This is a genomic window from Gardnerella sp. KA00255 (genome assembly GCF_049244095.1).
In the GTDB taxonomy this organism is placed as follows: domain Bacteria; phylum Actinomycetota; class Actinomycetes; order Actinomycetales; family Bifidobacteriaceae; genus Bifidobacterium; species Bifidobacterium vaginale_F.
In genome coordinates this window covers 681,683-707,686 of record NZ_CP058374.1, presented here as the reverse complement: position 1 = coordinate 707,686, position 26,004 = coordinate 681,683, and the positions used below count along the sequence as shown (strand labels likewise).

At 43.3% G+C, this 26,004-nt stretch carries 11 protein-coding genes; 7 read left to right on the top strand and 4 right to left on the bottom strand.

Translation table 11 applies throughout. The features are described from left to right. The first annotated feature begins 88 nt into the window (after nucleotides 1-88). A complete protein-coding gene (tuf, locus tag HXT51_RS02815; protein ID WP_103084883.1) occupies nucleotides 89-1,288 on the top strand; it encodes an elongation factor Tu in 1,200 nt (399 codons plus the stop codon). A gap of 728 nt (nucleotides 1,289-2,016) precedes the next feature. Here the strand turns inward: tuf and HXT51_RS02810 are convergent. After that, the gene (locus tag HXT51_RS02810) at nucleotides 2,017-3,405 is read right to left on the bottom strand and encodes a hypothetical protein (RefSeq protein WP_415692261.1); all 1,389 of its coding nucleotides are present in this window, start codon (nucleotides 3,403-3,405) and stop codon (nucleotides 2,017-2,019) included. A gap of 710 nt (nucleotides 3,406-4,115) precedes the next feature. On the opposite strand from HXT51_RS02810, the gene HXT51_RS02805 reads away from it, so the two are divergent. The 3 genes from HXT51_RS02805 (at nucleotide 4,116) to HXT51_RS02795 (ending at nucleotide 18,321) form a co-directional block, all read left to right on the top strand. Beyond that, nucleotides 4,116-5,198 (top strand): ORF6N domain-containing protein, encoded by a 1,083-nt coding sequence (locus HXT51_RS02805; RefSeq protein ID WP_421776733.1) that lies wholly within the window; start codon nucleotides 4,116-4,118, stop codon nucleotides 5,196-5,198. Nucleotides 5,199-6,223: 1,025 nt separating this feature from the next. Then, nucleotides 6,224-8,023: a SpaH/EbpB family LPXTG-anchored major pilin gene (locus HXT51_RS02800; protein ID WP_421776732.1), complete on the top strand. Its 1,800-nt coding sequence runs from the start codon at nucleotides 6,224-6,226 to the stop codon at nucleotides 8,021-8,023. Nucleotides 8,024-8,466: 443 nt separating this feature from the next. Continuing rightward, entirely contained in the window at nucleotides 8,467-18,321 is a 9,855-nt protein-coding gene (locus HXT51_RS02795) for a hypothetical protein (protein WP_421776731.1), read from the top strand. A 501-nt stretch (nucleotides 18,322-18,822) separates the two neighbouring features. Here HXT51_RS02795 and pgm read toward each other — a convergent pair. The 3 genes from pgm to HXT51_RS02780 form a co-directional block, all read right to left on the bottom strand. Continuing rightward, complete coding sequence (gene pgm, locus HXT51_RS02790) at nucleotides 18,823-20,496, bottom strand: phosphoglucomutase (alpha-D-glucose-1,6-bisphosphate-dependent) (RefSeq protein ID WP_415706312.1); 1,674 nt, start codon at nucleotides 20,494-20,496, stop codon at nucleotides 18,823-18,825. Between the two features lie 30 nt (nucleotides 20,497-20,526). Beyond that, complete coding sequence (locus HXT51_RS02785; protein ID WP_421776730.1) at nucleotides 20,527-21,651, bottom strand: diacylglycerol/lipid kinase family protein; 1,125 nt, start codon at nucleotides 21,649-21,651, stop codon at nucleotides 20,527-20,529. 159 nt (nucleotides 21,652-21,810) lie between these two features. Continuing rightward, the gene (locus HXT51_RS02780) at nucleotides 21,811-22,065 is read right to left on the bottom strand and encodes a DUF2530 domain-containing protein (RefSeq protein WP_415706357.1); all 255 of its coding nucleotides are present in this window, start codon (nucleotides 22,063-22,065) and stop codon (nucleotides 21,811-21,813) included. 167 nt (nucleotides 22,066-22,232) lie between these two features. Between HXT51_RS02780 and HXT51_RS02775 the strand changes: the two genes are divergently transcribed. The 3 genes from HXT51_RS02775 (at nucleotide 22,233) to HXT51_RS02765 (ending at nucleotide 25,964) form a co-directional block, all read left to right on the top strand. Continuing rightward, nucleotides 22,233-23,276: a CHAP domain-containing protein gene (locus HXT51_RS02775; protein WP_421776729.1), complete on the top strand. Its 1,044-nt coding sequence runs from the start codon at nucleotides 22,233-22,235 to the stop codon at nucleotides 23,274-23,276. A 209-nt stretch (nucleotides 23,277-23,485) separates the two neighbouring features. Beyond that, complete coding sequence (locus HXT51_RS02770; RefSeq protein ID WP_421776728.1) at nucleotides 23,486-24,214, top strand: C40 family peptidase; 729 nt, start codon at nucleotides 23,486-23,488, stop codon at nucleotides 24,212-24,214. 730 nt (nucleotides 24,215-24,944) lie between these two features. Next, nucleotides 24,945-25,964, top strand: a complete 1,020-nt coding sequence (locus tag HXT51_RS02765) for a universal stress protein (RefSeq protein WP_180978613.1) — start codon at nucleotides 24,945-24,947, stop codon at nucleotides 25,962-25,964. Nucleotides 25,965-26,004 lie beyond the last annotated feature (40 nt).

The following is a 26,004-nucleotide window of genomic DNA, read 5'->3' as shown; positions in this document are numbered from 1 at the left end:
ACCTAACCCAGAAACCCAGTAAATATGTAGCGAGATGCTTCACATAAGATTGTGAGGCAAACTACTAGACGTCCAGGAGGACAAACACATGGCAAAGGAAAAGTACGAGCGTACTAAGCCGCATGTTAACATTGGTACCATTGGCCACGTTGATCACGGTAAGACTACCTTGACCGCAGCTATTTCTAAGGTGCTGCATGGCGAATATCCTGATTTGAACCCACAGTACGACTTCGATCAGATTGATGCCGCTCCAGAAGAGAAGGAACGCGGTATTACCATCAACATCGCACACATTGAGTATCAGACGGCTGAACGCCACTATGCTCACGTGGATGCTCCAGGCCACGCTGATTACGTTAAGAACATGATCACCGGTGCTGCTCAGATGGATGGCGCAATCCTCGTTGTCGCTGCTACCGATGGTCCTATGGCTCAGACTCGCGAGCACGTGTTGCTTGCTAAGCAGGTCGGTGTCCCGAAGATTCTCGTTGCTTTGAACAAGTGCGATATGGTTGACGATCCAGAGCTTATCGATCTCGTTGAAGAAGAGGTTCGTGACCTCCTCGAAGAAAACGGCTTCGATCGCGACTGCCCAGTCATCCGCACCTCTGCTTACGGTGCTTTGCATGATGAAGCTCCAGATCACGAGAAGTGGGTTGAGACCGTCAAGGAGCTCATGAAGGCTGTTGATGAGTACGTTCCAACTCCAGTTCACGATCTTGATAAGCCATTCTTGATGCCAATCGAAGATGTGTTCACCATCTCCGGTCGTGGTACCGTTGTCACCGGTCGTGTTGAGCGCGGTAAGCTCCCAATCAACACCCCAGTTGAAATCGTTGGTTTGCGTCCAACTCAGACCACCACCGTTACCTCCATCGAGACCTTCCACAAGCAGATGGATGAGGCCGAAGCTGGCGATAACACCGGTCTTCTTCTCCGTGGTATCAACCGTACCGACGTTGAGCGTGGTCAGGTTGTGGCTGCTCCAGGTTCTGTGACCCCACACACCAAGTTCGAAGGCGAAGTTTACGTCTTGACTAAGGATGAAGGTGGCCGTCACTCGCCGTTCTTCTCCAACTACCGTCCACAGTTCTACTTCCGCACCACCGACGTTACTGGCGTTATCACCTTGCCAGAAGGCGTTGAGATGGTTCAGCCTGGCGATCACGCAACCTTCACTGTTGAGTTGATTCAGCCAATCGCTATGGAAGAGGGCTTGACCTTCGCAGTTCGTGAAGGTGGCCGTACCGTTGGTTCCGGTCGTGTGACCAAGATTCTTGCCTAGTATTTTCTGATTTCTTGATTTTCGGATTTTCTGACTTTCGGATTTTCTGATTGAAGTTGAAAACTGAAAGCTGAAAACCGAAAGTTGGAAGTTGAAAGCTGAAAATTGAGAACTGAAAACTGAAAATATTAGCTAGGGCTTTTATTGAAAAGACCTCGTGGGCTTTTGCTCGCGGGGTCTTTTTGGTTTATGGTTACTTATGGGGTGTGTTGTGGTAAACAAAATCGGGGTAGGGTTCTTGGTTTTGTGGACTTAGAGTGCGTGTTGGTAAACAAAATTGGGGGAGTGTTCTTGGTTTTGTTTACTTAGAGTGCGTGTTGGTAAACAAAATCGGGGATGTGTTCTTGGTTTTGTTTACTTATTGGGTGTGTAGGTAAACAAAATTGGGGAAAGCTTGTTTGTTTGCTCGCTTACGAAACTCGCAATGCAATACCGAATAAATCACACTGCCTTCGTTAGTAGGAACGAAGGCAGACCTCGCTTGCGTTGAAAGCGCGCTGTGCTTTCAACTTTAAGCAAGCTCGGCGCTTCGAGTTGCTTTTGTGCGCTTTGACTGAGTCTGAAATTATTGGAATTTCAGGCTCCTTCAAAGCGTGATTTGGCTTAATTGTGAAGCACAGTGCGCTTCACATGCCAAATCAGCCGAACGGCTATGCCGTGAGGAGCAGTGCTCAGGCAGGTCGTCGCGCTTATAGCGCGTGTTGACATGTGCATGTTCTAATATTTTTTTACACATGCACTTTTGGAACGCCTGCAGATAACAGTTTTTGCTCCAGGATTTTAGGATTTATAACATCTGCGAAATCAAATCGCACAATATTACTTGCGCCGCAATCGTATATATGTCGTTCTCTATCACGTTCTCGCCTAACAGAATCGCGATCATATATAAGATTTTTGTTTAAGTTAGCATTGTCATCAATAAAATTATCTGAATTTTTCCCGCATGCAATTAAATACTTATCGGTGCCATCTAATTCTCCAACTATTAGATTTCCATTAACTTTCCATGCAAAATCAGCGCGAATTGGCCAATCTGGATTGTTGTTATTTGGGAATTCATATTGTAAATATGGTTTAACGAATCCTAGTTCAATCATCGCAGCTCTAGCCAAAGATTCTCCGGCATTTTCGCTTTTTGATGACGCAAAGTCGCAAAGAATACGCAGTCGTGCAAAAATGTCATTTTCATCAATGTTTGCAAAATAAGGGTTTTGAGATTTTTTAAAATACTCGTTATTGTAGAAGGATTGAGCGCTTTGTTGGTATCTCGCAAATTTGTAAAATTCGATACAAGTGTTGTAAATTTTCTTAAGATCCATGCCATTTCGAGCTGCTGAGTCGAAGGTTGGTAGTGCAGTTTTAAATGTATTTGTCCAAGCTTCAACAAATAGAGTGTTGTAAATACTGGCAACATGATTTATTGCGTTTTCTTTTTGATCTTTAACATGTCCGAATTCTGAAGTTTTTAGTGGCATTATGCTGTCATTCGATGCCGTATACGCTCGGCTAGTAGCTGTCAATTTTGCGTCGTTGTACTTTTTATGGCAGTCTTCTAGCCTGATTCCATTGTCATCTTCAATAATATCTGGAAGATGAATGCGCTTAAGTTGACGTTTCGCTAGTTTTATTGCATCTTTCTGATTTGTTGATTCAGTATGTTTATCTGCGTATGGGCATGATACGTATATGTTTATCTTCTTTGACTGATTGCTGTATTCTTCAACTACGTCGAGTCCTAATAGTGCTGCGGCAGTTTCTCCGGTAAATTTCCATTCTTTTATTCGTATTTTTTGAGTAAGAGATGTAGCTATATGACATATTCTTTCATTGTGCCAGAGGTTTTCCCAGTGTTCGCGCCTTGCGTATAATCCGTAGTAAGGTTCAATTAGATAGCGTGATTCTAAGTGTTTGCGCAGTGTTTTACGTGATAGTGTATTCGAGGCCATAAAGCATGAGCCTTGATTTTCTGCTTCTAAAATGTCTGAAAGTGTTTTTGAATATTTCATGATGATGATGTTATTTTTATCTTTTACTATGTGCAAGAGATTTTGGTTAATGTGGTCAGAAGTTATGTTCTGTCCACATACCTTTATTTTGGTTGACAAAAGTACCATGTAGTGGTATGCGAGTGCGAGCATAAGTAAACAAAGTCGGGGGAGTGTTCTTGGTTTTGTTTACTTTTGGGGTGTGTTGGTAAACAAAAGCAAGAAGGGTTGCTTGGTTTTGTTTACTTATGTGGTGTGTAAGTAAACAAAATAGGGGAGGTGTTCTTGGTTTTGTGTACTTATGGGGTGTGTAAGTAAACAAATTCGGGGGAGTGTTCTTGGTTTTGTTTACTTTTGGGGTGTGTTGGTAAACAAAAGCAAGAAGGGTTGCTTGGTTTTGTGTACTTATGGGGTGTGTAAGTAAACAAACTCGTGGAAGCGCTCGTTATTGATCTCAGGCAGGTCGTCGCGCTGCGCGAGTGTCTCATTTTGCTTGTTTTTGGTGGGACACTGGTGCAGTTTGGTTGTGGCTATGGTGCGCTGATGACCTGCCTGAGTGCTTATGTATTAGAGAAATGCAGAACACGTCGGAAAAGCTGAAGGTGGAGTAGAAAAATTAAAAAGAATATGATATTGATTTAAAAAGTCACGCAGTGAAAGCCGCGTAGTGAAAGCTGCGCAGTAAAAGTTAAAGAGTATAAGTTAAATAGTATAAATTAAACAGTGAAAGTTGCATAGTATAAGCTGCGCAGTATAAGTTACGCAGTATAAGTTATGCAGTAAAAATTACGCAGTGCGCGGCGGATTGGAAAAGATATTTAGATAATGTTGGGGGCATTATGGCAGAAGAGAATAAAGAGATTGTGTTAATAGATGAAACTACGATTAAAAGTAAGATTCACTATATAAGAAATCAAAAAGTTATGCTTGATTCGGATTTAGCTGAAATTTATGGCTATTCTACAAAAAGATTTAACGAACAGGTTAAAAGGAATATTGAAAAATTCGATGACGATTTTATGTTCCAATTAACCGATGAGGAAGTGTATGAACTTTCAAGGTGCCATTTTGGTACCTTGAACGATGAGGAAGTATATGAACTTTCAAGGTCGCATTTTGCGACCTTGGACAAAAGGCAAGGCAGAGGCAGTAACATTAAATACAAGCCTTATGCCTTTACAGAACAGGGCATCTATATGCTTATGACTGTATTAAGGGGAGAACTGGCAGTTAAGCAAAGTAAGGCTTTAATACGAATGTTTAAGCAGATGAAAGACTTCATTGTAGAAAATAGAGACTTTCTTAGCTCAAAAGAAATGACGCAACTGTCATTGCAAACAAGTCAAAATACAAATGATATAATGCAGCATTCAAAAGAAATAGCAAATATAAACGATAAAATTAGCACATTGGCAACAAAAGAAGATTTGAAAAATGTAATGGATAATTTTATAGATAGTAACACCTACAAGCATTTTCTTTTGCTTAATGGAGATAAGATAGAAGCGGATGTTGCCTATACAAAAATATATAAGTCAGCGAAGAAAAGCATTTATGTTATAGATAACTATATAGGGCTTAAAACTTTGGAACTTTTAAGGGCTGCAAGAGATAACGTACAAATCATAATTTTTAGCGATAATGTAAGAAATAAAGATATGCTTACAAAAAATATTTTAGATGATTTTAGAAAAGATTATCCTAACATAGACATGAATCTGAAGGTATCCGATAAAAAATACCACGATAGATATATTGCACTAGACTTTGGGGCAGAAAATGAAGCCTTTTATCTTTGTGGAGCGTCATCAAAGGATGCGGGAAATAAAATATCGAGTATTACCCGAATAGAAGAATCATCGAAGGATATGTATCATACAATGTTTGCTGGAATGTTAAATAATAAGAATTTGAAAATTTAATACACGCTTAACGGAGTAGACAGTTGTATGGGCTTTAGATAGTTGTATGAGCTTTAAGCAAGACGGTAGAATCGAAAATCTATCGTCTTTTTAATTGCTGCAAATTAGAGTACAGCATTTGCGCGCGCTTTGACTGAGTCTGAAATTATTGGAATTTCAGGCTCCTTCAAAGCGTGATTTGGCTTAAATGTAAAGTCCAGTGGACTCCCGCCGTCAGCGAAGTAATTAGTTTTTACTCTGGCGGTGAGTGATGAGGGTTGCTTGTCTCGCAGACGTTACGCTCTCGTACAGTACATGGTTTTTATGCTTGTGCTACTAGTCTTTAGATTCTTAGTTAAGTTTTGATTCCCAATAGGATTGGATTATGTGGGAATTTATTTAGAATCGCTCCACTCTTATATTGCTCGACCAAGCAATCCTTATCCCTCACTAGTACCTGGTAATGCACACATAAAAAAATAAATGGGCGAAAAATCTTAAATCTCTGCCTAATTAATAGCAAAGCAAGTCGTCGCGCTTATAGGGTGTGTTGGTAAACAAATTCGGGGAGGTGTTCTTGGTTTTGTTTACTTATGTGGTGTGTAAGTAAACAAAATCGGGGGGGAGCTCGCTCGTTAGCGCGAACGAAACTCACGTTGAGATTGCAAGCGAGACTACGCATTAAGTAGGGGGCAATGGGGGGAGTTATTTGTATTAAAAATGAAAAATTTTTTTGTTATATTTTTAGTACAGGCCCAGAAAACGTTGGTATTATTGACAAACCTGGGGGGGGGGTATCAATTTGCTAGTATTAACAAGCTTTTGTTGGTGTTTTGAAACGCAAATTTGTCTAGCGTCGAAGTAGTCTATTTAGTATAAATAAGGTTAAGTGTGTGCGTTTAGCCTTATAACAAATGATTATACAACTAACAACAGTGAACATTTGCAATGAATGGAAGATGTTATTACGTTGGCGATGTTTTATGATCATTGAAATTAACAGGAATAAATCTCGCAAGAGATTACAATTTTACAATCGAGGAATTATGGGTACAAAACCAAATTCATTAAAGCGCGCGGTAGCACTCATAGCCGCTGCATGTACACTTGGCACCTGCTGCATCGCCGGATCCATCGCATGGGCTAATGGTGAAAATAATGCCGACAGTGCAAATACTGCAAACATTGATTCTAATAAAAAAACTTCTATAATCATTCACAAGTACCAAGGTCCTGCAACTTCTACTAAATCTGATGGCTCTGTGAAACCTTTTGCCAATAAAAGCGATCTGCTTTTCGGTAAGAAGCCAGTTAAGGGCGTTGTGTTCAAGGTTTGCAGGGTCGAGCTTGCAACAGGCATTGCTGAAGATGACAAGAAGATTGATTTGTCTAAGGCTGAAGGCTGGGAGAAAATCAAAGATATTCAGAAGCTCGACCCTTCTACTAAGAAGGCTGCTTCATTCTTAGAAGGCAATTCTCCTAAATTCAAATTGGTTGATAATTGTACAGATACTAAAACAACTGGTGAAGATGGTTCCGCAAAGTTTGAAAATCTTGACGAATCGCTTTACTACGTTGAAGAAACTGACACAAAAGGTGCTCAAATTAAGGATGAAAAAAACAATTGGAAGTCTGTAACTGTTACTGGTAAGGTTGATCCGTTCTTCATCACAACGCCTTTGCCTCACAAGACTCCTACTTCATGGGAATGGTTGTACAACGTTGATGTGTATCCAAAGAATGATACAAGTGACGACGTTCCTACTAAAACGCCAAAGACTCCAACCAAGCTTTATGTTGATAAAGATGGTAGCACTGTTATTCCGTGGGATATTTCTATTCCTTTGACGCCTCCTTCTGACAATAAAGCTTATAAGAAGATTGGATTCATCGATGCTCTTCCTAAGGGTTTGACGTATAAAGACGTATCTGACGTTACGCTCGTTAAGAAAGCAAAGACGCCTGCTACTGCTAAAGCAACTGATGTACCGCTTGCTGTAACTACTGACTACACGGTTACATTAACAGAAAAGACTGAGTCGGCTCCTGCGAAGGTAACGTTTAACCTTTCTGCTTCGAGATTGGAAGAGATCTCCAAAGATTTCGGCACCAATACTTACGTTTTGAAGGTCACTTTAAACACTAAGGTTACTAAGGGAACCAAGAACTTCTCTAACTTTATTACTGGCTGGATTGACGACAGCAAGATTGGTGATGGTGACGAAAACAACCCATGTGTCCCAACTGCAGATAATCCATGCGATAGTAATCCTCACGGCACTTCGCATTTTGCTACCTTGAAGATCACCAAGGTTAATGATGCTGATACTAAAGAGAAAGGCAAGAAGCCATTAAAGGGTGCAGAGTTCACTGTTTATCCAGTTACAGAAGGTACAAAGCTTACTGATGTTTCAGGTGAGAACGTAACTAAGGAAACTATCGAAGGAAAGCTTGATAAAGGCAAGGACGATGCCAACGCTATTAAGCTTGCGGCAACTGATAATGCGGGTGTAACGACTGCAGACTTGTTCATTGGAACTAATGATGTTGCTTCCAAGATCTACTGCGTTGCTGAGACCAAGGCTCCTGCCGGCTTCAAGAAGGATGAAAAACCTCACTGCTACGAGGTTAAAGTAGAAACCGAAGCTCAGGCAACAACAGGTAATACTGATAACGCTCACGAGATCGTTAATTCCCAGGCTACTGAACTCGACAAAATCCTCGGCAACTTGCCTATGACTGGTGCTCGCGGCTTGGTGATTTTGACGGTTTGCGGCATTGTTGGCATCGCTGGCACGTTCTTCTACATTGTGATGAAGCGTCGCAAGGAGCAAGAAGCCGAATAGTCGGGAAGCTGAATGCTTCGAATTATTCGATACTGAATTATTCAATACTCGAATTATTAATACGATGTTTTGAATAGTTTTGTGGATTTGCGCAAACTTGGCTTGTAAGCGCTGACTTTTAGCCAGACTTACCGGCCAAGTTTGTGTGTTAACACTTCGGCAAATCCGGGAGGTTTGATAGTCCAGCGCTTCAAATAAATCCGGAGCGCTCTAGAGAACACTATCGGTTTATTGGTAGTGTGGGATAAGAATTGCTTGGTCGAGCAATATAAAAGCGAAGCGCTGTCCTCACGGCTAATCGCCGTTCGGCTGAGCTTGCACGGAAAGTCCACTGGACTTTCCGTCTGAGCAAGCTCACGCTCCGAGTTGCTTTCGCACGCTATATCGCAGTGCTAAAGCAGGTCGTCGCGCGTACGAATATGTGCATTGGGGTGCACAATAAAATGATTATAATGAAGAGTTTAAGTGGAATTATGAGCAGTATTTTGACGATTTTGCGAAACATTTTCGTCTATTCATATAAATATGCCCAAAATATTGCTAAAACTATTCTTATTTGCCTGATTTCGGTGGCGATGTGGCTGCCGATGTGCATCACTACTTATACTGCGCAAGCAGCAGAAACTAATGCAACGGGGACAAATTCGCACGAATCTGCATCTAATACTTCTACTAATACTGCATCTTCTGCTAATACTGCAAATAGTACTGCAAATAATACTTCAAAGAAATCCGGTAATGCCAACAATTCCGCTAATTCCGGCAACTCTAACGGCAACGGAACTTCGGCTACTTCCGGCAATCCATCCGCAAACGGATCAAATAATTTAGATTCAAATTCATTACAACGATATATCAATTCTTCTCAGCTAGACAATGGCGCGGGCAACGGCGCGGGCAACGGCTTTGGTGCAGGAGCAGGCTCTCCATTAGGCTTAGGCTTAGTCAATGGCTTAGGCAATAGCTCTTTGCTAGGCAATAGCTCTCTGCTAGGCAATAGAGCAGGCAATAGCTTAGGTAATGGCGCAGGATCATATTACTCGGGTAATGGCGCAGCCTCCCCATTCGGCTCATCATCAGGCTTAGCCTCCCTGTACGGCTCCCAATCAAGATCGTCACTTTTTGAGCGCGCTGCAGAAGAAGCCCAAGCCAAAGCACAAAACCGCGAAGCTAAGAATTACTCAGCTCGCGAATCTTACGAAGTGTATCACCCTGGGTGCAACAAGGATTACGCTTTAGGCGCATGCATTACTACTGACGGCGACGGTGCTGGTTTGCGAGCCACGAACGGCCACGATTTGGATGTTAATAGTCTTGGATACAACTTGGATTCCGGCGACCCATTCATTGGTGCAGCAACGAGACCTCGTGGCCACTACGAGAACGGTCCTGTGCCTGAAGATCCTTCCGGCACGGATCATTACGGCGCAACTTACTTCACTCCGTACCCTAAGGGCACTTTTATTATGGGCCGCTTCCGCAATATGGCATTTAACCATAAGGGTGCCGGCGTCGATAGAATGAACGTGCCTGTTGACGACACTGCAGACTTCGTGTTTGTAAAGCGCACGCCTAAGCTTTCCGGCGGCGGATTCGTGTGGGATATTATTTTTAACGCTGGCGGTCGTACTCAGGGCGCTGGTGCTGCTTTTAATTACTTTACGATTCCAAAAGGTCAGATTCTAGACAAAGGTAGCGAAGGCGGAAGGCAGTATATTCAGCGAGTTCTTTACAGCGGCAGGGAAGAAACTGCTTTGTATAAGCAGAATCAGTACAAGAAGAATCATGGCGGAAATCTTGGTAATTATAAGCCTCCTCGCGAAACTTGCTCCTTCTCTTGGGATAATCCTAACGGTTTGTGCAGCAAGGAAGTGAAGAGTAGCGATTTTGCTCCGGGTGATGATCTTACCGCAGCTTGGGGAAAGATGAAAGGCGACAACGACAGTCAGAACGGCAATTATTCTAGGCTCCTTCCATCCGCTATGACAACTACTGATTTGAATAGTAAGGATTTTGGTAAGTGCCGTGATGGTGGTCAAGGTTTGGACTGCATTAAGTCTAGTAGCTATGCTGCTTTGGATGAAGGCGATCTTAGAGTTGTCCCTAAAGTTGAAGGAAGCTATAACAGAGGCTATAGTCCTGCTTATGTTGCTCTTGTGCAAAATCTTTATTGGTCTATAAAAAGTGACACACAGCGCGTGTTTGGTTTCGTGAACAATATTAAATCTGGTGAGATTGCTTATACTTACAAGATTCACTTCACTACTACAACTGCTACGAATAAAAACGACCTATATTGCGCTGCTAACGAGGGAGATGGAACAGGTTGCGAAAACTTTTCATTCTTCTACGCTGCAGGATCTTACTTCGGTCATAGAGATATGAGTAGCGGCTTTTATGGTGCTAATGATCCGTTCGGTATGACTAAAGCCGGTAAATACTCCATGACTAATTTTGGACGTGACGCTAACCTTTACATGTACACTATCATGCATCAGCAGTGGTATGGTGCGCCGCGAATTATGGATATTCAGGCTCCTAGATACCACTTCCTTAAGGGTACTGGTTTGGGTCCGTACAACAGTGACAGCGGTAATTATCTTGAGCACAGGAATATCTCATTCTCTAGCGTGTTGCTTGGAATAGTAAATCAGCCTTTGGGATCTTCACATCTTATGCAAGAAGGCCAAGATATACGCTTATTGCCTGATTATTATTCCCCGAATAACGGCTACGCTCGAGGCAATCAGTGGTTCCGTAATCCTGGTATGAACGACCATAATACGAAGGATTCAGAGCCTGGTAGACACAAGCTTGAGCTTAGATATAACGATAGAACGTATCACATGAGCGAAACTCAGGATTTGTGGTATAGGATTATTACGCAAGCGGATGTGTTTAAGCCTTTGCAAACTGAGGAATATGACGAGAATAACAAGACTCCTAAGTATTATTCTTACGATCAGCCGCTTCCTAATCCTCTTATTATTGATGATCGTGATAATAATGCTGGGTTCGTGAATTTTGTTGGTAAGCGTTCTGATTTGTATAGGCAGGTAATGGCTTTTGATCCTAACTTGTTCCCGCCTGTTAATAAGGATGATTATGGTACAAGAAATAGGTATGGTTCCATAAGGCAGAAGAAGGGCGCTAATGCAAACCCTTATCCACTTGATGCTAACTATTTGACTAATGATCCGGATGGAGATTCTAATACTCCTCTTAAGAATCTTGCTGTTTACAAAGCTGAGTGGACGGATAAGTGGGGTGATGAGCCTCGCTCGAATACTCTTCAAGATGCTGATTTAAGCGTTGCTGCCAAAGTGCCTATTGTCAGCGTTGTAAATCCTTGCGGACACTCTAAGATTCTTGATGAGTACAAGGATAAAATTACCGGTCAATCTAGGTCTTCTATTCAATTTAGGTCTGTAGATAGCGGCGATGATTCTGCTGTGAATGACGATCGTGCAGCTCTTGGTGAGGATCGTGAAGACAGTATGCCTGCATGCTGGCCTAAAGCGCAAAATGCTACTAAGCGTAATGTTTGGTTTGTAAGCGATGCTCCTAAGACAGGTGATGATGGTAAGGAGTTGAAGCCTGGAGATCCTGTAAAGCAAGACTTGCATGACAAAGTCTTGGCTAAAATCAAGCGTATTTACAGAACTTGGATGCGCAACAAGTATAGTGCTCAGCTGCAAGATGGCAAGGAACCTAAAGTTTTGCCAAATTACGTGTTTGTAAAGTACGTAAAGATTACGTTCTGGGATAACTCGACTACTGTTATACCTGTTGTATTCCCGTATGTTGATTACGAGAAGCCAACGTTGGATGTAAAAGTGAGCGTAAATAACGGAAATCCTGTTGACGTTCCAGCTGATGGTTTGAAGATTCCTGTTGATAGCAAAATTAAGTTCTGGGTTAAGGGCCATGACGATAAGAGGATTTTGCTTGGCGTAAAGCCGAAGGAAGCTACTGAATACTTTACTAACAATAAAAATAAGAGATTCTTTGATAGTAAAAAAGTCGCTGTTCGCAATGATTTCGATATGATTACGACTAATCGTGATAAGAAGAATGATTGCGATACCCGCGGCTGCGGCGATTTTACTACAATAAGCTACAATCAATTCATTCATAAAAATGGTGAACTTGATAATAAAACGGATCAAGTTGGATGGGTTATTAACAGCGGTAATTCTAAAGATGATGGTTCTCCTACAGTATTAGTGGGCGATCAGACTAGAAATCACGGTGTGCATGATTTGATATTCCACGGTTGGGATGCTGCAGGTAATTCCGTAATAAAGAAACTTAGGCTGATTATTGTATCTCCTGGCTATGGTTTGCCAAACGTTTGGTGGGATAAGAAGCCGAATGGACATTATGTTGGGCGCGTGAATCCTTGGGATGAAGATAAGCGCGTGCGCTCGATTATGGTACGCATTTGGGCGCGAGGTAAAGAAAAGCCGGGGAATGAGCACAACTACGATAAGATTTGTCCAAAGGATGGCAGCTGCTACGGCATTGTTATTCAGCGAGACGGTAATAAGAAGACTGATCTTTGGCATCAGGTTAATACTTATAACCACAATAATGATGCTGCAAGCCCGGATGGGTCTAGAGCTGCAGTGGATAGGTCTGCTGAGGATAGAGCTGCTTTAGAGGACAGAGACGCAGCTGACGATAAGGCAGCTGATGGAAAGTCGGCTGACGGCAAGGATAAAGATAAATCTAAAGCTGGCGATAAGACTGCTGACGATAAAGTGGCTGACGGTAAGGCTGCTGACGGCAAGGCGAAAGTTGACAACAAAGCTAAAGCTGATAGCGAAAAAACTGATAATGCTAAACCAGGGGAGAAATCTACCCAAAATCAGCAGGGTAAGCAGGAACAAGGTCAGCAGCAGAAGTCGCAGAAGTCAGAAAATAAGCAGCAGGAGCAGCAGACTAATAAGCCTCAAACTAGCAACAAGCCTGCTTCTTTGAAGATTTCTAAAGCGACTAAGAAGAATTCTAAGAAGAATTCTAAGAAGAATGCTAAGAATAAGACAGCTAAGAATATTTCTAAGAAGAATGCTAAGAAGCGCAATGTTCCTGGAAGGCGCGGTAGTGTAAAGCTTGCTGTGCTAAACGAAGGTGATTCTTCTAAGAAGGACAATACACAGAAATCTGAAGTACAAAAACCTGAAGTAAGTGATGGTAACAAGCAGAGTGATGCTGCTAATACTGCAGAAAACGGTAGCGCAAGCAAAGATAATAAAGTCAGTAAAGATAACAAGGATGCCAAGGATTCTGAAGATAAGTCAGAAGAATCTAAGGATCAGGATCGCAGTGCTGAAGGCGAAGATCGTTCTACTGCGAAAAGTAACGATGATTGGCGTAAAGAATTTAGTAAGCGCATTATTACAGCAAATCTTGGAGACCATATCAAGGGTTGCACTGCTAACGGCGACGATAAATGCGAAATCACTTTTGATCCTGTAACTGGAAATATTACGATTCCGGAATACTTTGCGGAAATTGGTTCCAGAATTTACGTAGACACTTACTCTGTGTCGGATAAAAATCCAGATGAGAGTCAACATAAACTTTGGAAGCTTATGGATCCAAGCAATATGCAGGATTACGAAGAGTCTGACCCGCTTCCGCTCGATATTGCGTGGCCAAACGGCTTAGTGCAAGTGAACCCGTTTGAGCTTAATAATAACGAAATCGTGGCAATGCTTTCTTGGATGAGGCACGATAAGCGAAACGAGCGAATCTTTGGCTACCGCAAGGAAGAAATTGGCGTTAAGGGTGAAAATAAGTACGATACTTACGATCAGTACGACAATGGCTTTAATCCTGCAAAAACTACAGCAAAGTATGCTTATGGTGAAGATAAGCCTCAATACTCATGCGCGGTGGAGAGGGAGCAGCAGTGGAAGCTGTGCTTAGGTGGTGTTACTGGTATTGGCACGCTAGGAGAAATTTCCGAAAAGAAGTATGCAGAAAAGAAGCTTGTTTTCAATAAGTTGGAAGCTGATGACGAGACTACGCTTAACCCGATTGAGCATAAGGTGACGCGCTTCGTTGATATGCGTAAGGACTATACGTGGGGATTAGTAGATAACAACAAGAAGAGTGTTGATGGGCGAAACGATCCTGGATTTGACGGGCCGCAAAATGGCTTGTATGGAAATCAGAAGTATGGCACGCAATACTTTGTGTACAAGTGGAACATAAACTCATACCGCAAGGGCGGCAATGGTAAGGCGTTAAACCTTCAGGATGTGCTAAAGCTTGTAAAAGGTACGCCTAGTATCAATACGAAAGATGAAAATAATCCACAGCCTTCTCTAACTCCTATGAGCGCGGCGGATAATAAGCAATTTGACGCATGGGGTGGAGAATACCCTAAGGCAGTCGATGGTGGTGGAATAAATTACGCTGTGCGCGACAATACATGTGCCGCATCTATGAATGCTGATACTCATGTTGCGCAAAAAGGTAAGTGCCAGTGGCGAAATAAGCTTAATTTAGTTAAGTATACGCCTAATGAATTTATTATGAAGGATTCTTCATTTGATTACAATGCTTCTGTAAATATGAAGAACGGAAGTGAAGTACATATTACAGATAGGCTTATTGAAAATAAGGGTAGTCAACATGCTGGTGAAGATAAGTATGTTAGTGAATATGCTATTCACAAGGACTTCCTTATGCCTGGCGGTGAATATCTGAACGGTCAAGCGGATGGCGAAAATATTGGCGACATTATAACTAAGAATATTGATGTTGACACTATGAACGACTACGACGCGTACGGTGAGGGTGCTTCAACGCCTGAGGGATACGCAAATAACAGGCCGTTCACGCATGCGCAACTTTATGTGAATAATGGTCAGGTTACGAACGATCTTTTGCTTCGCGAACCTGGTAAGACGCCAGATAACACAACGAACGTAATAAACGTGTGGTTTATGCCGGTTGATAGTGAGAAGCCAACTATTAGTGCGAAGAGTATTGATAGTAATGGTAATCCATGGGATATTCACGGAAAATGCATGGTTAATGGTGATGTGAATAACTGCACTGTAAATAACGATAATCTTGTTTTCTTGGATAAGAAAGCTTATGCAGGTGACACTAAAGCTTGGTATGAAGCTGATAATGCCACAATGAATTTGCCTTCAGCGTTAAAGTTAGACGATGATTTCAATGTATACGAACAGGGTAAAGGTATACCATATAAAAAAGATAGAATAAAGGTTACTTTGTATCCGGATAGTATAAACAGTAAAGTGTTGCTTAATAATCTGAATGTGTATATTAAAGCGAACAACATTCAGTATCCTGACGGTAAAATTTCTAGTCCAATGGTGAAGTTTGTTAGTAACGGCGTTACAAATAAACATTTGATTAGAAGGTTTGTTGAAAAATACAGAAGTACGGATTTGCAAAATCCAATCAAAGAGAAGCAAACTGTATTTACAATGTATGCTGAAACTACGGATAGTGCTGGAAAGCAAAGTGAAAGAACTGTTGTTGGATGCTTCAAGGCGACGTGGGAAAATGTTGTTAAGCCATCCGTTGTTGCATATGATGGTGAAACAGATGAGGTTGCAAAAGAAGATAAATGGCTTAATAATAACTCACAAAAACGCGACTATAAGGTTGTAGTTACAGCAGGTTTTAGTGCAACTAAAATGGTAGTTTACTATCACCCTGCTTCGGAGCTTGAAAAAGCTAAGCAAGCTGCTTCTAATGCTGTTTATGGATCTAGTGCATCTACTGGAAACCAGAATGAGCCTGACGTAGAAAACAGTATCGGCAAAACAATTTCCATCTGCTGGATAGAACGTAAAGGATTGATAAAAAATGGTCATTGGGAAGTCTGCCCTGGTACTTCCAAGCCGGATGATGTGAAGCTTGAAAATGTTAGCACTGATAAAGGATTGAAAGGTGTTCTAACATTCCCTAGCGGTTTCTTAGCTCCAGGAAGCGTTGTTCGAGCGCGTGATCGCAAGGATGTTGGTCCATGGAGTAGTATGCCTGGTGTTAGAAGCCCTGAAGATCTTGCCGATGACTCGGGTAATAGAGACGGAAACAAGACTGCAAGAAACGGCGGAAACCGTGGAAGTACGCGTGCTGCAAAAGATAAAAATGCAAAAGGCCGTGCTGCAAAAGGTAAAAGCTCTTACCGAGACGACGCTAGTTCAGAAGATACTCTTGACGTGCTGCCAATGGCTTACGCAAAAGAAAAGCCTAGCGAAGTATGCCGTCCGGATTACTCGAGGGCAAGCGATTGGGAAGGTCAACTTAAGCCGTCTGACTGCGTGTACTTCGACGTTACGATGAAGCGTCAAATAGTGCAAATACACCCAATGTTGCTAAGCGGTCACGAGGAGCGCGCAATACGAATGGATTTGCGTAGCGAAAACAACTTTGCAAACGAGCCAAGGAGGGGAATTTGGCTTCCAAGTGATAGCGAAATCGTTACGAATGAGGATCCAAGGCTTGGACCTGGTAGAACTATGGTGACGTTCAGGCAGTATGACTATAGTGCTATGGACAATGACCATAAGCCTTTGCATCTGCCTAATTATGATGGCCGCCAAGTAGGAAATAAGCAAGACGTTGCTGTTCTGACTAGAGGCTGGAGAAGCCGCGTGCTCGTTCCAAATCCGCAAAAAAATAAGATTACGCGATTTGTTCGATTGCGCGCTGAGAGTGTTCGTGATAATACAACAGGTCAAGATAACAGGCCAGGTCATGATAACAAATCTGACGGTAAAGATTATGCTGCAGACTACTTGGCTGATGCGCCTACTAGCTTCGATGAAATTAAGAGTGATAAAGCTCTGCGCGTAAAGGATCGTCCGGATGATCCAGGATTCATTCTTTCGAAAGATAAGAAGTCTCTTCTGTATCTGTACAATGCTTCAACTAAGCGCAACTTTACGCTTAATGATTTGCAATCTGCGTTGAAGCTTAAGCGTAACGGTGCTTTGCACCCAGCAACCGAGTGTGGAACATATGTTGATGGAAATAAGTGGGACTTTGCTGATTGCCAGCCATCCTTGCTGCCGGAAGTAAGAGGTAGCGATAAGGTTGATGGTGAGCATAACCAAAACGGCTTCAGCTTTGATGGGACTAATCATTTCTATACGTATGATCCGTCTGCAGATCATAGGTCTGGTGCTAACGGCTCTAGTAACGACAATGGTGGCTCTGCTGCTGCTGCAGAAACTTGGTATGTAAACGTCATAGATATGATTCCAAAGGTCGGTGGCGGCGGTTCATATTCTATTCCTAATAGCGCTGGTGTAACGTCTGAAAGTAGCAATACTGGTCTTTCGCTTACCAACTTCGATGGTGTTGGTGCATGGGGTAGGTCTGGTGCGATTGATAAGAACTTAATCAATCATAAGATTTTCGAAAATCCAAGTAATCGTTTGTCAGTTATTATGACATATGGCGATAGCTGGGTTGGAGATACTCATAAAACGCGAGGCAAAGAAGGCGGTTGGGATAAAGATGCCAACTACGAATTCGTAATGCCTGTGTATCTAGTTCCTGTTGATAACGTTAAGCCAACTGTTGCTGCAACTGCAGGATCGCTTCTAAGTGGGCACACGGATGCTAAGAATCCTTACGTTGTAGCAATGGATGAGAATGACTACTCTAAGCTCACGGTTGAGGGTAATCCTTTGGAATACGACAATGACGGAAAAGTTTCGAAGTCGGAAAGCAAGGATAAAAATAAGACTCTGTTTGCGGATGTTCACGACGACTACGATAGCTTCTCTAGACTCAGTGACCTTAGCTTGTACGCGTGCAAAGTCAATAAGGCTGGAGGTTCAACTGATTTTAAGAACTGTACGTCGATAATGAGTAGCAATGGCTCCTTTGACGCTAAGGCGTTTAAGACGTTAAAGGATAACGGCAGTGGAGTTGAGTACGCTTTGTACGGACGTGCAAAAGATAAGTCCGATAATGAAAGCGACGGCTTTAGTGATAACGACGGTAAGGGCCACTTAGTCGGATACTTCAGCTTCGGATACTTGGTGCGTCCGGTTGCGCTGCCTTACAGCGGCGGCCAAGCTGCAATATGGTTCAGCTTCATGTTCGGCGTGCTGTTGGCGCTGTTCTTGGCATCCGGCGCATTCGGTAGGCGCGGATGGCTTAGTTCGGTGCTTAGCGGCAACGGATTTGGCGGATTAACTGACAGCAAGCATTGCGATGCTTCGGCTGAAGCGCTTCGAAGCGGCAATCTGCTCTTCAAACTCAAGTTAATGTTCAAGCGGCTCCGGCTGTGATGCGTAAGCTGTGATGAATAAGCGAGCGTTACTTGAGTGGTATGTAAGTCACCTTTTGCGCTCGCTGGCCATTCTTCGGACACTCTCGCAGTTTGTGTTCTGCGTTAGTGTCTGATTTTGCTTGTTTTGGGACACTCGCGCAGTACGCTTTCTGCGTGAGTGTCTCATTTTGGTGGTTTTGAGACACTGGTGCAGTTTGTGTTCTGCGCTAGGGCTTTTCGCCTAGTTTTATAGCACGCACGTATCTCTCGTAGTATGTGCGTGCTTTATTTTGTAGTGAGATAGTCAAACAGCGTGAAGAGCTTAAGTGTGACGGAATACGGGTTAATTCTCAAAAATATCGTCAATCAGCCAAATATAGCCAAATACACAGCAAAATACAGATTAAACAGATTTCAGAGCGTAAAAATAAAACTTGCGCTAAAATGATTTCTCATCTTAACGCAAGTTTTATACATTTTGACACGTTGTTGTAACGTTTTTGACGTATACGCTTACATTCTACAACAAAGCCTTGTCAACTACAGCAGTAGCTTCCTCAAGAACCTTGTCAAGTGCTTCTGGAGAAACGAATGACTCAGCGTAAACCTTGTAAATATTTTCGGTACCAGATGGGCGAGCAGCGAACCAATTGTTCTTAGTCGTCACCTTCAAACCGCCAATTTTCGCGCCATTTCCAGGGGCTTCAGTGAGCTTTGCAGTAATATCTTCGCCAGCAAGTTTAGTTGCTTCAACGTCGTCACCACTCAAAGCTGCAAACTTCTGCTTTTGCTCAAGAGTTGTCGGCGTGTCGACACGCTTATACCAGCTTTCGCCAAAGCGAGCAACCTGATCCTGATGAAGCTGAGCAGGGTTCTTACCAGTCTTCGCAGTAATTTCCGCAGCAAGCAAATCAGGAATCAAACCATCCTTATCGGTGGTCCACACGCGGCCATCCTTGCGCAAGAAGCTCATGCCGGAGCTTTCCTCGCCGCCGAAAGCAACTTCGCCGCTAAAGAGTGGGTCAACGAACCACTTGAAACCAACAGGAACTTCCACAAGCTTTGCGTTAATAGAAGCAGCCACGCGGTCAATCAAAGAAGAAGACACGAGCGTCTTACCAATAGCAGTATTCTTTGGCCAATCCGGGCGAGCGCCGCCGAACAAGTACTCCACGCACACTGCAATGTAGTGGTTCGGGTTCATAACGCCCCAGTTCGGGCACACAATACCGTGACGGTCAGCATCTGGATCGGTGCCGCCAACCAAATCGTACTTATCCCAAGCGCCAGCGTTAAGCTGATCAACTAAGCCCTTCATTGCGTAAGGGGAGCTTGGATCCATGCGAATCTTGCCATCGTGGTCAATAGTCATGAATCGCCAAGTTGGGTCAACTTCTGGACGCACAACGCCAATGTTCAAGCCATACTTTTCGTTCATAAGTGGCCAGTAGTTTACGCTTGCGCCGCCGAGTGGGTCAATTCCCAAACGCACGCCGCTGGAACGAATCACATCGAAATCAATAACGTTTGCTAAATCGCTAACGTAGTGTTCGCGGTAATCGAAACCTTCAACCAAATCAGACTTGATTGCTTCCTCGAAAGGCACGCGCTTAACTGACTTGTAATTGTCGAGCAATTCGTTTGCGCGGTTTGCAATAGCATTAGTTACTTCTGCAGGTGCAGGACCGCCTGTTACAGGATCGTACTTAAAACCACCGTCGGTTGGAGGATTGTGCGAAGGAGTGACGACAATACCATCAGCCAAGCCATCTCCGCTAAAACGCTGAGTGCCGTCGGCTGCGCGATTATGAGTCAAAATAGCCTGAGAAACAACAGGAGTTGGTACGAAATCGCCGCGAGAATCCACGCGAACGTGAACTCCGTTAGCAACCAAAACCTCAATAGCGGTTTTTTGAGCAGGCTCAGAAAGAGCGTGCGTATCGCGACCAATATAAAGAGGGCCAGTTACGCCAGCTTTCTTGCGATATTCAGCAATAGCTTGCGTAATAGCCACAATATGAGCTTCGTTAAACGAAGTTTTCAAAGCAGAACCACGGTGACCGGACGTGCCGAAAATCACGCGCTGTTCTGGAATGTTGGAATTTGGAACTTCATCATAGTAAGCGCCAACCAAAGCGTCGACGTCGACTAGATCTTCTGGGGTGGCGGGCATTCCCGCATTTTTTGCTACCATAATTTTTTATTTTGCCACGGTGGTGGTATTTTAACGTAAGTCGGTGGTATTTTGAGTCAAAGAAGACTCTAAACTTTCAGGAACGCGCACGCATAATGCTTGTTTTTCAACGGTGAAACGCACATGCTTAGTGTATCCCAAAATATCTCCATCCGCTTGTACTGGAGCCTGACGCGTTAGAAATACTTCTGCAGACAATCCTTGCGATTGATCAATCATTGAATTAGTTGAAAGCGGACTTTGCTGAGCTTTACCTGTAACAGTTTGATGAATAACATCACCAAACAAATTTGCCCATCCAATTATTCCGCCAGTTGTGTCAATAATCTCAAAATCAAGAAGTCCATCGTGATAATTAGCTTCAGGCATAAGCGAAAACATAGGTATTTGGCCGCAATTGCCAGTCATAAAAGTACGGAAAGTAACATCGTTTATAACGCGCTTAGAATTATCTTCCTGAGTAAAAATTATTTTAGCGTGATATTTTGGCGCGAAAAGATGTCTAATACCAGATTCGAAATATGCCAGCCAACTTATATTTTTCTTTAATTTAGGATTTGTGTCGTCGATCATCAATGCGTCAAATCCCATACCTGCAATAATTAGGAACGCATGACCATGATCTTCATAAGGCTTATCCAAAATAGTTACGCGCCCCATATCCACGCGCTGCGATCCATGCGAAGTAGCAACAGCAAGAGCTGCATAAGCGTTATCAACAGGTATACCCATATTCCTTGCGAACAAATTACCTGTACCAATTGGGATTATGCCCATTGCGTGTTCGGTGCCAGACATAGCGCTCGCTACCGTTCTAACAGTGCCATCTCCGCCAACTGCCACGACAACGTCTGCGCCGTGTTTAAGTGCTTCTAATGCGCACGCTCTGCCGTCTTTATTTAGCAAGGTGTCGATGATTTCGTATTGTAATTTATGCGATTTGCAATACGCTTTAATGGTCGCTCTGTATTGTTCAGCTTGTGGTTTAGAAGGATTTAATATAAAGGCGTAATGAACGCAATCGCCTGTTCGCGCTGACACTGTTTCGCTCATATGGTGCCGTTTTAAGGCACGCGAAATAATCATGATGACGAACGGAGCACATACAAGTGCAAATACAATCACCATGAGTATTATCGTGGCTTCAAGAGGCATACTTATTATTTTTGCACAATATTTTTAGAAAATGCGATATTTTTCAGAATAATGAAAATATTTACGTTTTTTACACATTTGTGATGCTGTGTTCGTGCTGCTTTTATGTGTTGCTATGTTCGTGCTGCTGTGTTTGCTTGGTGGGGTTGTGCTTGTGGGTTATTTTCCTAAGCGGCGATAATCCCATCTGTCGAAATGCTCCCAAATAAGCAAAGCTATGCCTACTAGAAATCCCATAAAGCAAATAAGCGCTGTGAATAATTCGCAGATATGCAAAAAAGTGAAAATTGCAGTCAAAATAGACAAAACAAGCCAGATAATCGTACCTACAGAAAATGCCTTCCGCAAATCTACGCGTAAAGCTTTCGGTGTATCTTTGCGCGCATCTGGATTAATAATAGGTGCAATCTTCATGAAAATCATGATACATCGTGCCAAAGTCTTATGTTTTTGCCTATAAAATCAGGCGTGTATAGTCATCCGAGGCACGTTGTATTCTTGCGTATTGGAGAGATTCGTATATGGTGTTTTTACACCTTTACAGTTCCTAGTTTTAACGGATTGTCAGGAGTGGTTGGTCTATGAGACATGCTGCGCATGGTGCTAAGAAAGCTAAACGGCAAAATGATTCGCTGTTGTCGCTTTTTGCCACTAGTACTGGCTCTCATGGAAAGTCACGTTCTGCTGTTGGCTCTGTAGATGGTAGTGCTGTTGGTGGTAGTGCTGTTGGTGCTTTAGCTAGTTCTGTAGCTAGTGAAATTCAGGGCGCTTTTCCGCTTACTCGTCGAGAAATTCGTTTAGCTCATCTTGCTTCTGTTCGTCATAAAAGACTAGTGGTTTCTGCGACCGTAGCCGCGATGTTTGCTTCTGTTGTTGCTATTATGTACGCCAACGATTCGTCATATAGCTCTTTCGCAAAATCGCAAGATTTAAATTCGACATATGAGAACAACGCTGAAAATGCTTCGAATGCTTCGAATGCAAATGCAAGTAAATATTCGGATCCTGTTGCAGTTTCGCGTTCTTATGATCGCTCGGCGTTGAATAATAATTATCAAAATCCGAATTCTAATGCCGACAAGCATGCAGTCGCTGTCGAAAGTCTTTCTACGGCATCCTCACACCAATCCAAGTGGAATCTTGATTCTACAGACGATTTCGATGTTTCTGAGTTGTCTCGATCTATTGCGCGTAATCCGCAAGTCGCTTTGTTTATGGATGATGATGCAGGCAAATTGCCTAAAGGTTTTAATCCTAATCATGACAGCGGAGACGTTGGCAATGCTTATGAGTTCAGTCAATGCACGTGGTGGGTTTATATCCGTCGTCACCAATTAGGTTTGCCGGTTGGCTCGCGCATGGGCGATGGTGCTATGTGGGCTTATTCGGCAAGTCGACTTGGGTATTGGGTTGATAATTCCGCTCGACATAAGGGCGATATTATGGTATTTGCCCCTGGCCAGGCCGGTTCCAATATTGTGTATGGTCACGTGGCGATTGTTGAAAAAATTAACCCTGATGGTTCTATTGAGACTTCCGAATGCAGTGTTGAATTAAACGGGCGCACTATTTCGCGCAAGTTTGCAGCTAAGGATCTTAAGAATTTTAAGTTTATTCATTACTGATAAATTTATCTGTTGCTGATTCGTTGCTGATTCGTTGCTGGTAAGTTTAACTGTTGCTGGTAGGTTTGACTGCTGATGATAGGTTTAACTGCTGCTGGTTTTTGCGAAATAATCTGATTTTTGCGTATTCGTTTTATACTTTGTCGCGCCAAATATCTTTATAAAAAATCATGTATAACATGTATAAAGCGTGTGGTATCCTTCGTTTGATGGTAAAAAATAGCTTCTATTCACGTATTTTCGCCGCGGTTGTTGCTGGCGCGCTTTCTCTTGCCATGATTCCAATCACCGCTATTGCTGCAAATAATAACAATTCTGCTATTACAGCTACGCGCTCATTCCCAAAGGTTACAAGCGTAAAGCGTGATTTGTTTACAGAAGCTGTTTACACAGACGTGGACGCTAACTCAAAATGGGGCGGCATCGAGACTTTAAATGTGCCTCAGACTAAAAGCGCCGCTGAACGCCGTCAAGAGCTTATTCGTAGGCATTTAAGAGATGCTCAAAATGGTTATAATGCCACTGTTAGCCGTGATGCTTCTCGTGGCGGTTTTGATGCAAATCAAACCTTTACAGTTACGCCTCCAAATGAGAATTCAGTCGATGGATTGTTGAATTTTGCGGCTCAATTCGTTGGCAAAGTGCCATACGTTTGGGGAGGAACCACTCCTGCTGGTTGGGATTGCTCTGGATTCGTTGTATACGTTTACGGTCAGATGGGCGTGAGTCTTCCGCGTACTTCGGGCGCGCAAGCCGGAGTTGGAAGGGCTGTTCCAAGTCTTGCAGAAGCTCATCCGGGGGATATTATTGCAAACGGCCAGCATGCGGCGATCTACGTCGGCAATGGAATGGTCGTTAATGCTCAAAACGGCGGCACGCAATATAGCCCAATCAGGTATGTTTTTACGGCACCTTATTCTATTCGCCGTATTTTCTAGACTTTGTATACTCTAAGTAAACAAAACCAAGAAGAAGCTCGTTAGTTAGCTCGCTTACGAAACTCGCAATGCAATACCAAATAAATCACCCTGCCTTCGTCTTTACTGACTCAGGCAGACCTCGCTTGCGTTGAAAGCGCACTGTGCTTTCAACTTTGAGCAAGCTCGGCGCTCCGAGTTGCCTTCGCACGCTATATCGCAGTGCTCAGGCAGGTCGTCGCGCCCCTAATTTGTTTACTTACACACCGCATAAGTAAACAAAACCAAGAACTCTACCCCGATTTTGTTTACCAACACGCCCCATAAGTCCACGAAATCAAGAAGAAGCTCGCTAGTTAGCTCGCTTACGAAACTCGCAATGCAATACCAAATAAATCACCCTGCCTTCGTCTTTACTGACTCAGGCAGACCTCGCTTGCGTTGAAAGCGCACTGTGCTTTCAACTTTGAGCAAGCTCGGCGCTCCGAGTTGCCTTCGCACGCTATATCGCAGTGCTCAGGCAGGTCGTCGCGCCCCTAATTTGTTTACTTACACACCGCATAAGTAAACAAAACCAAGAATCCTTCCCTGATTTTGTTTACCAACACGCGAAATGCTGCGCTCAGGCAGGTCGTCGCGTATCCAATATTTTTGTGTCGAGATGGCGGCTTAGATAGAAACGCGCTATTCTTATTCTAAGTAATAAAATTAAGCAAAACGGTGCTGTTGTGCTATGAAGTTTGGAGGGTGAATTATGAACGATAAAGCTGTTCTTGTTGGTGTCGATGGTTCTCATGCAAGCTATAAAGCCGCTTGGTGGGCGGCGAATTACGCTAAACACGCTGGATTGCAATTGCAAATCGTATGCGCATACTCCTTGCCAAGCTATGCCGCGGTTTCATTTGACGCAACATATTCCGCTATAGGAGACGACAATTTAGCTCATCGCGATGCTCAAGAAATACTTTCGAAAGCAAAAGCAGTTGCTAAAGAACAAGGCGTGGATGCCACAACGCTTATAGTTACAGGCGATCCTTCTTCAGTATTTATTGAGCTTTCCAGGAATTATAAGCTTATCGTGATTGGAAATCGCGGAAAGGGCGGTCTTGCTGAAAGATTGCTCGGCACGACTAGCTCTTCGCTTCCTGCATACGCGTATTGCCCAATAGTTGTAGTTCCGTATACTGACGATGACGGCCAGCGTATTCATTTGAATAATACGATTGAAAAGATTGCGGTCGGGTCGGATGAATCTAAGTGGGGCTTGAAAGCTTTGGAGATTGCTTCCGATTTGGCGTACAGCTGGAATGCTGAGTTAGACGTCATTTCTGCGGTTCCTAGCGTGCAAGGCGCGGAGGGGGATACTGCAGTTATGGGATCGTATATGGACGATTTGCAGTCTCGTGTGAAGCCAATTTTGGATAAAAATCCGGATTTGCGTATTAATTGCTCAGTTGTTCCAGGATCTGCAGTTACGGCTTTAACACAAGCGAGTTTGACGCATGACCTTGTTGTAGTGGGATCTCGCGGTCGTGGCGGATTTACAGGACTATTGCTTGGTTCTATAAGCCAAGGATTGCTTCAGCATTCCTCCAGGCCTGTGTACGTTGTTCCACGCAAATACGTTGAGTCGGATGCTGCGAAAGAATCTGCTATCAACACTAAGTCGATTCCTGTAGACGATATTAACGGAGTTCACGAGGTGGAAGTGCCGAAAGCTGGTGCAGAAGCGGCCAAGGAGATTGAGAAGACAATCGATCCGCTGCACTAGGCGTTACACTAAGTGCGTGAGTGCTGTTATTGGTGAACGG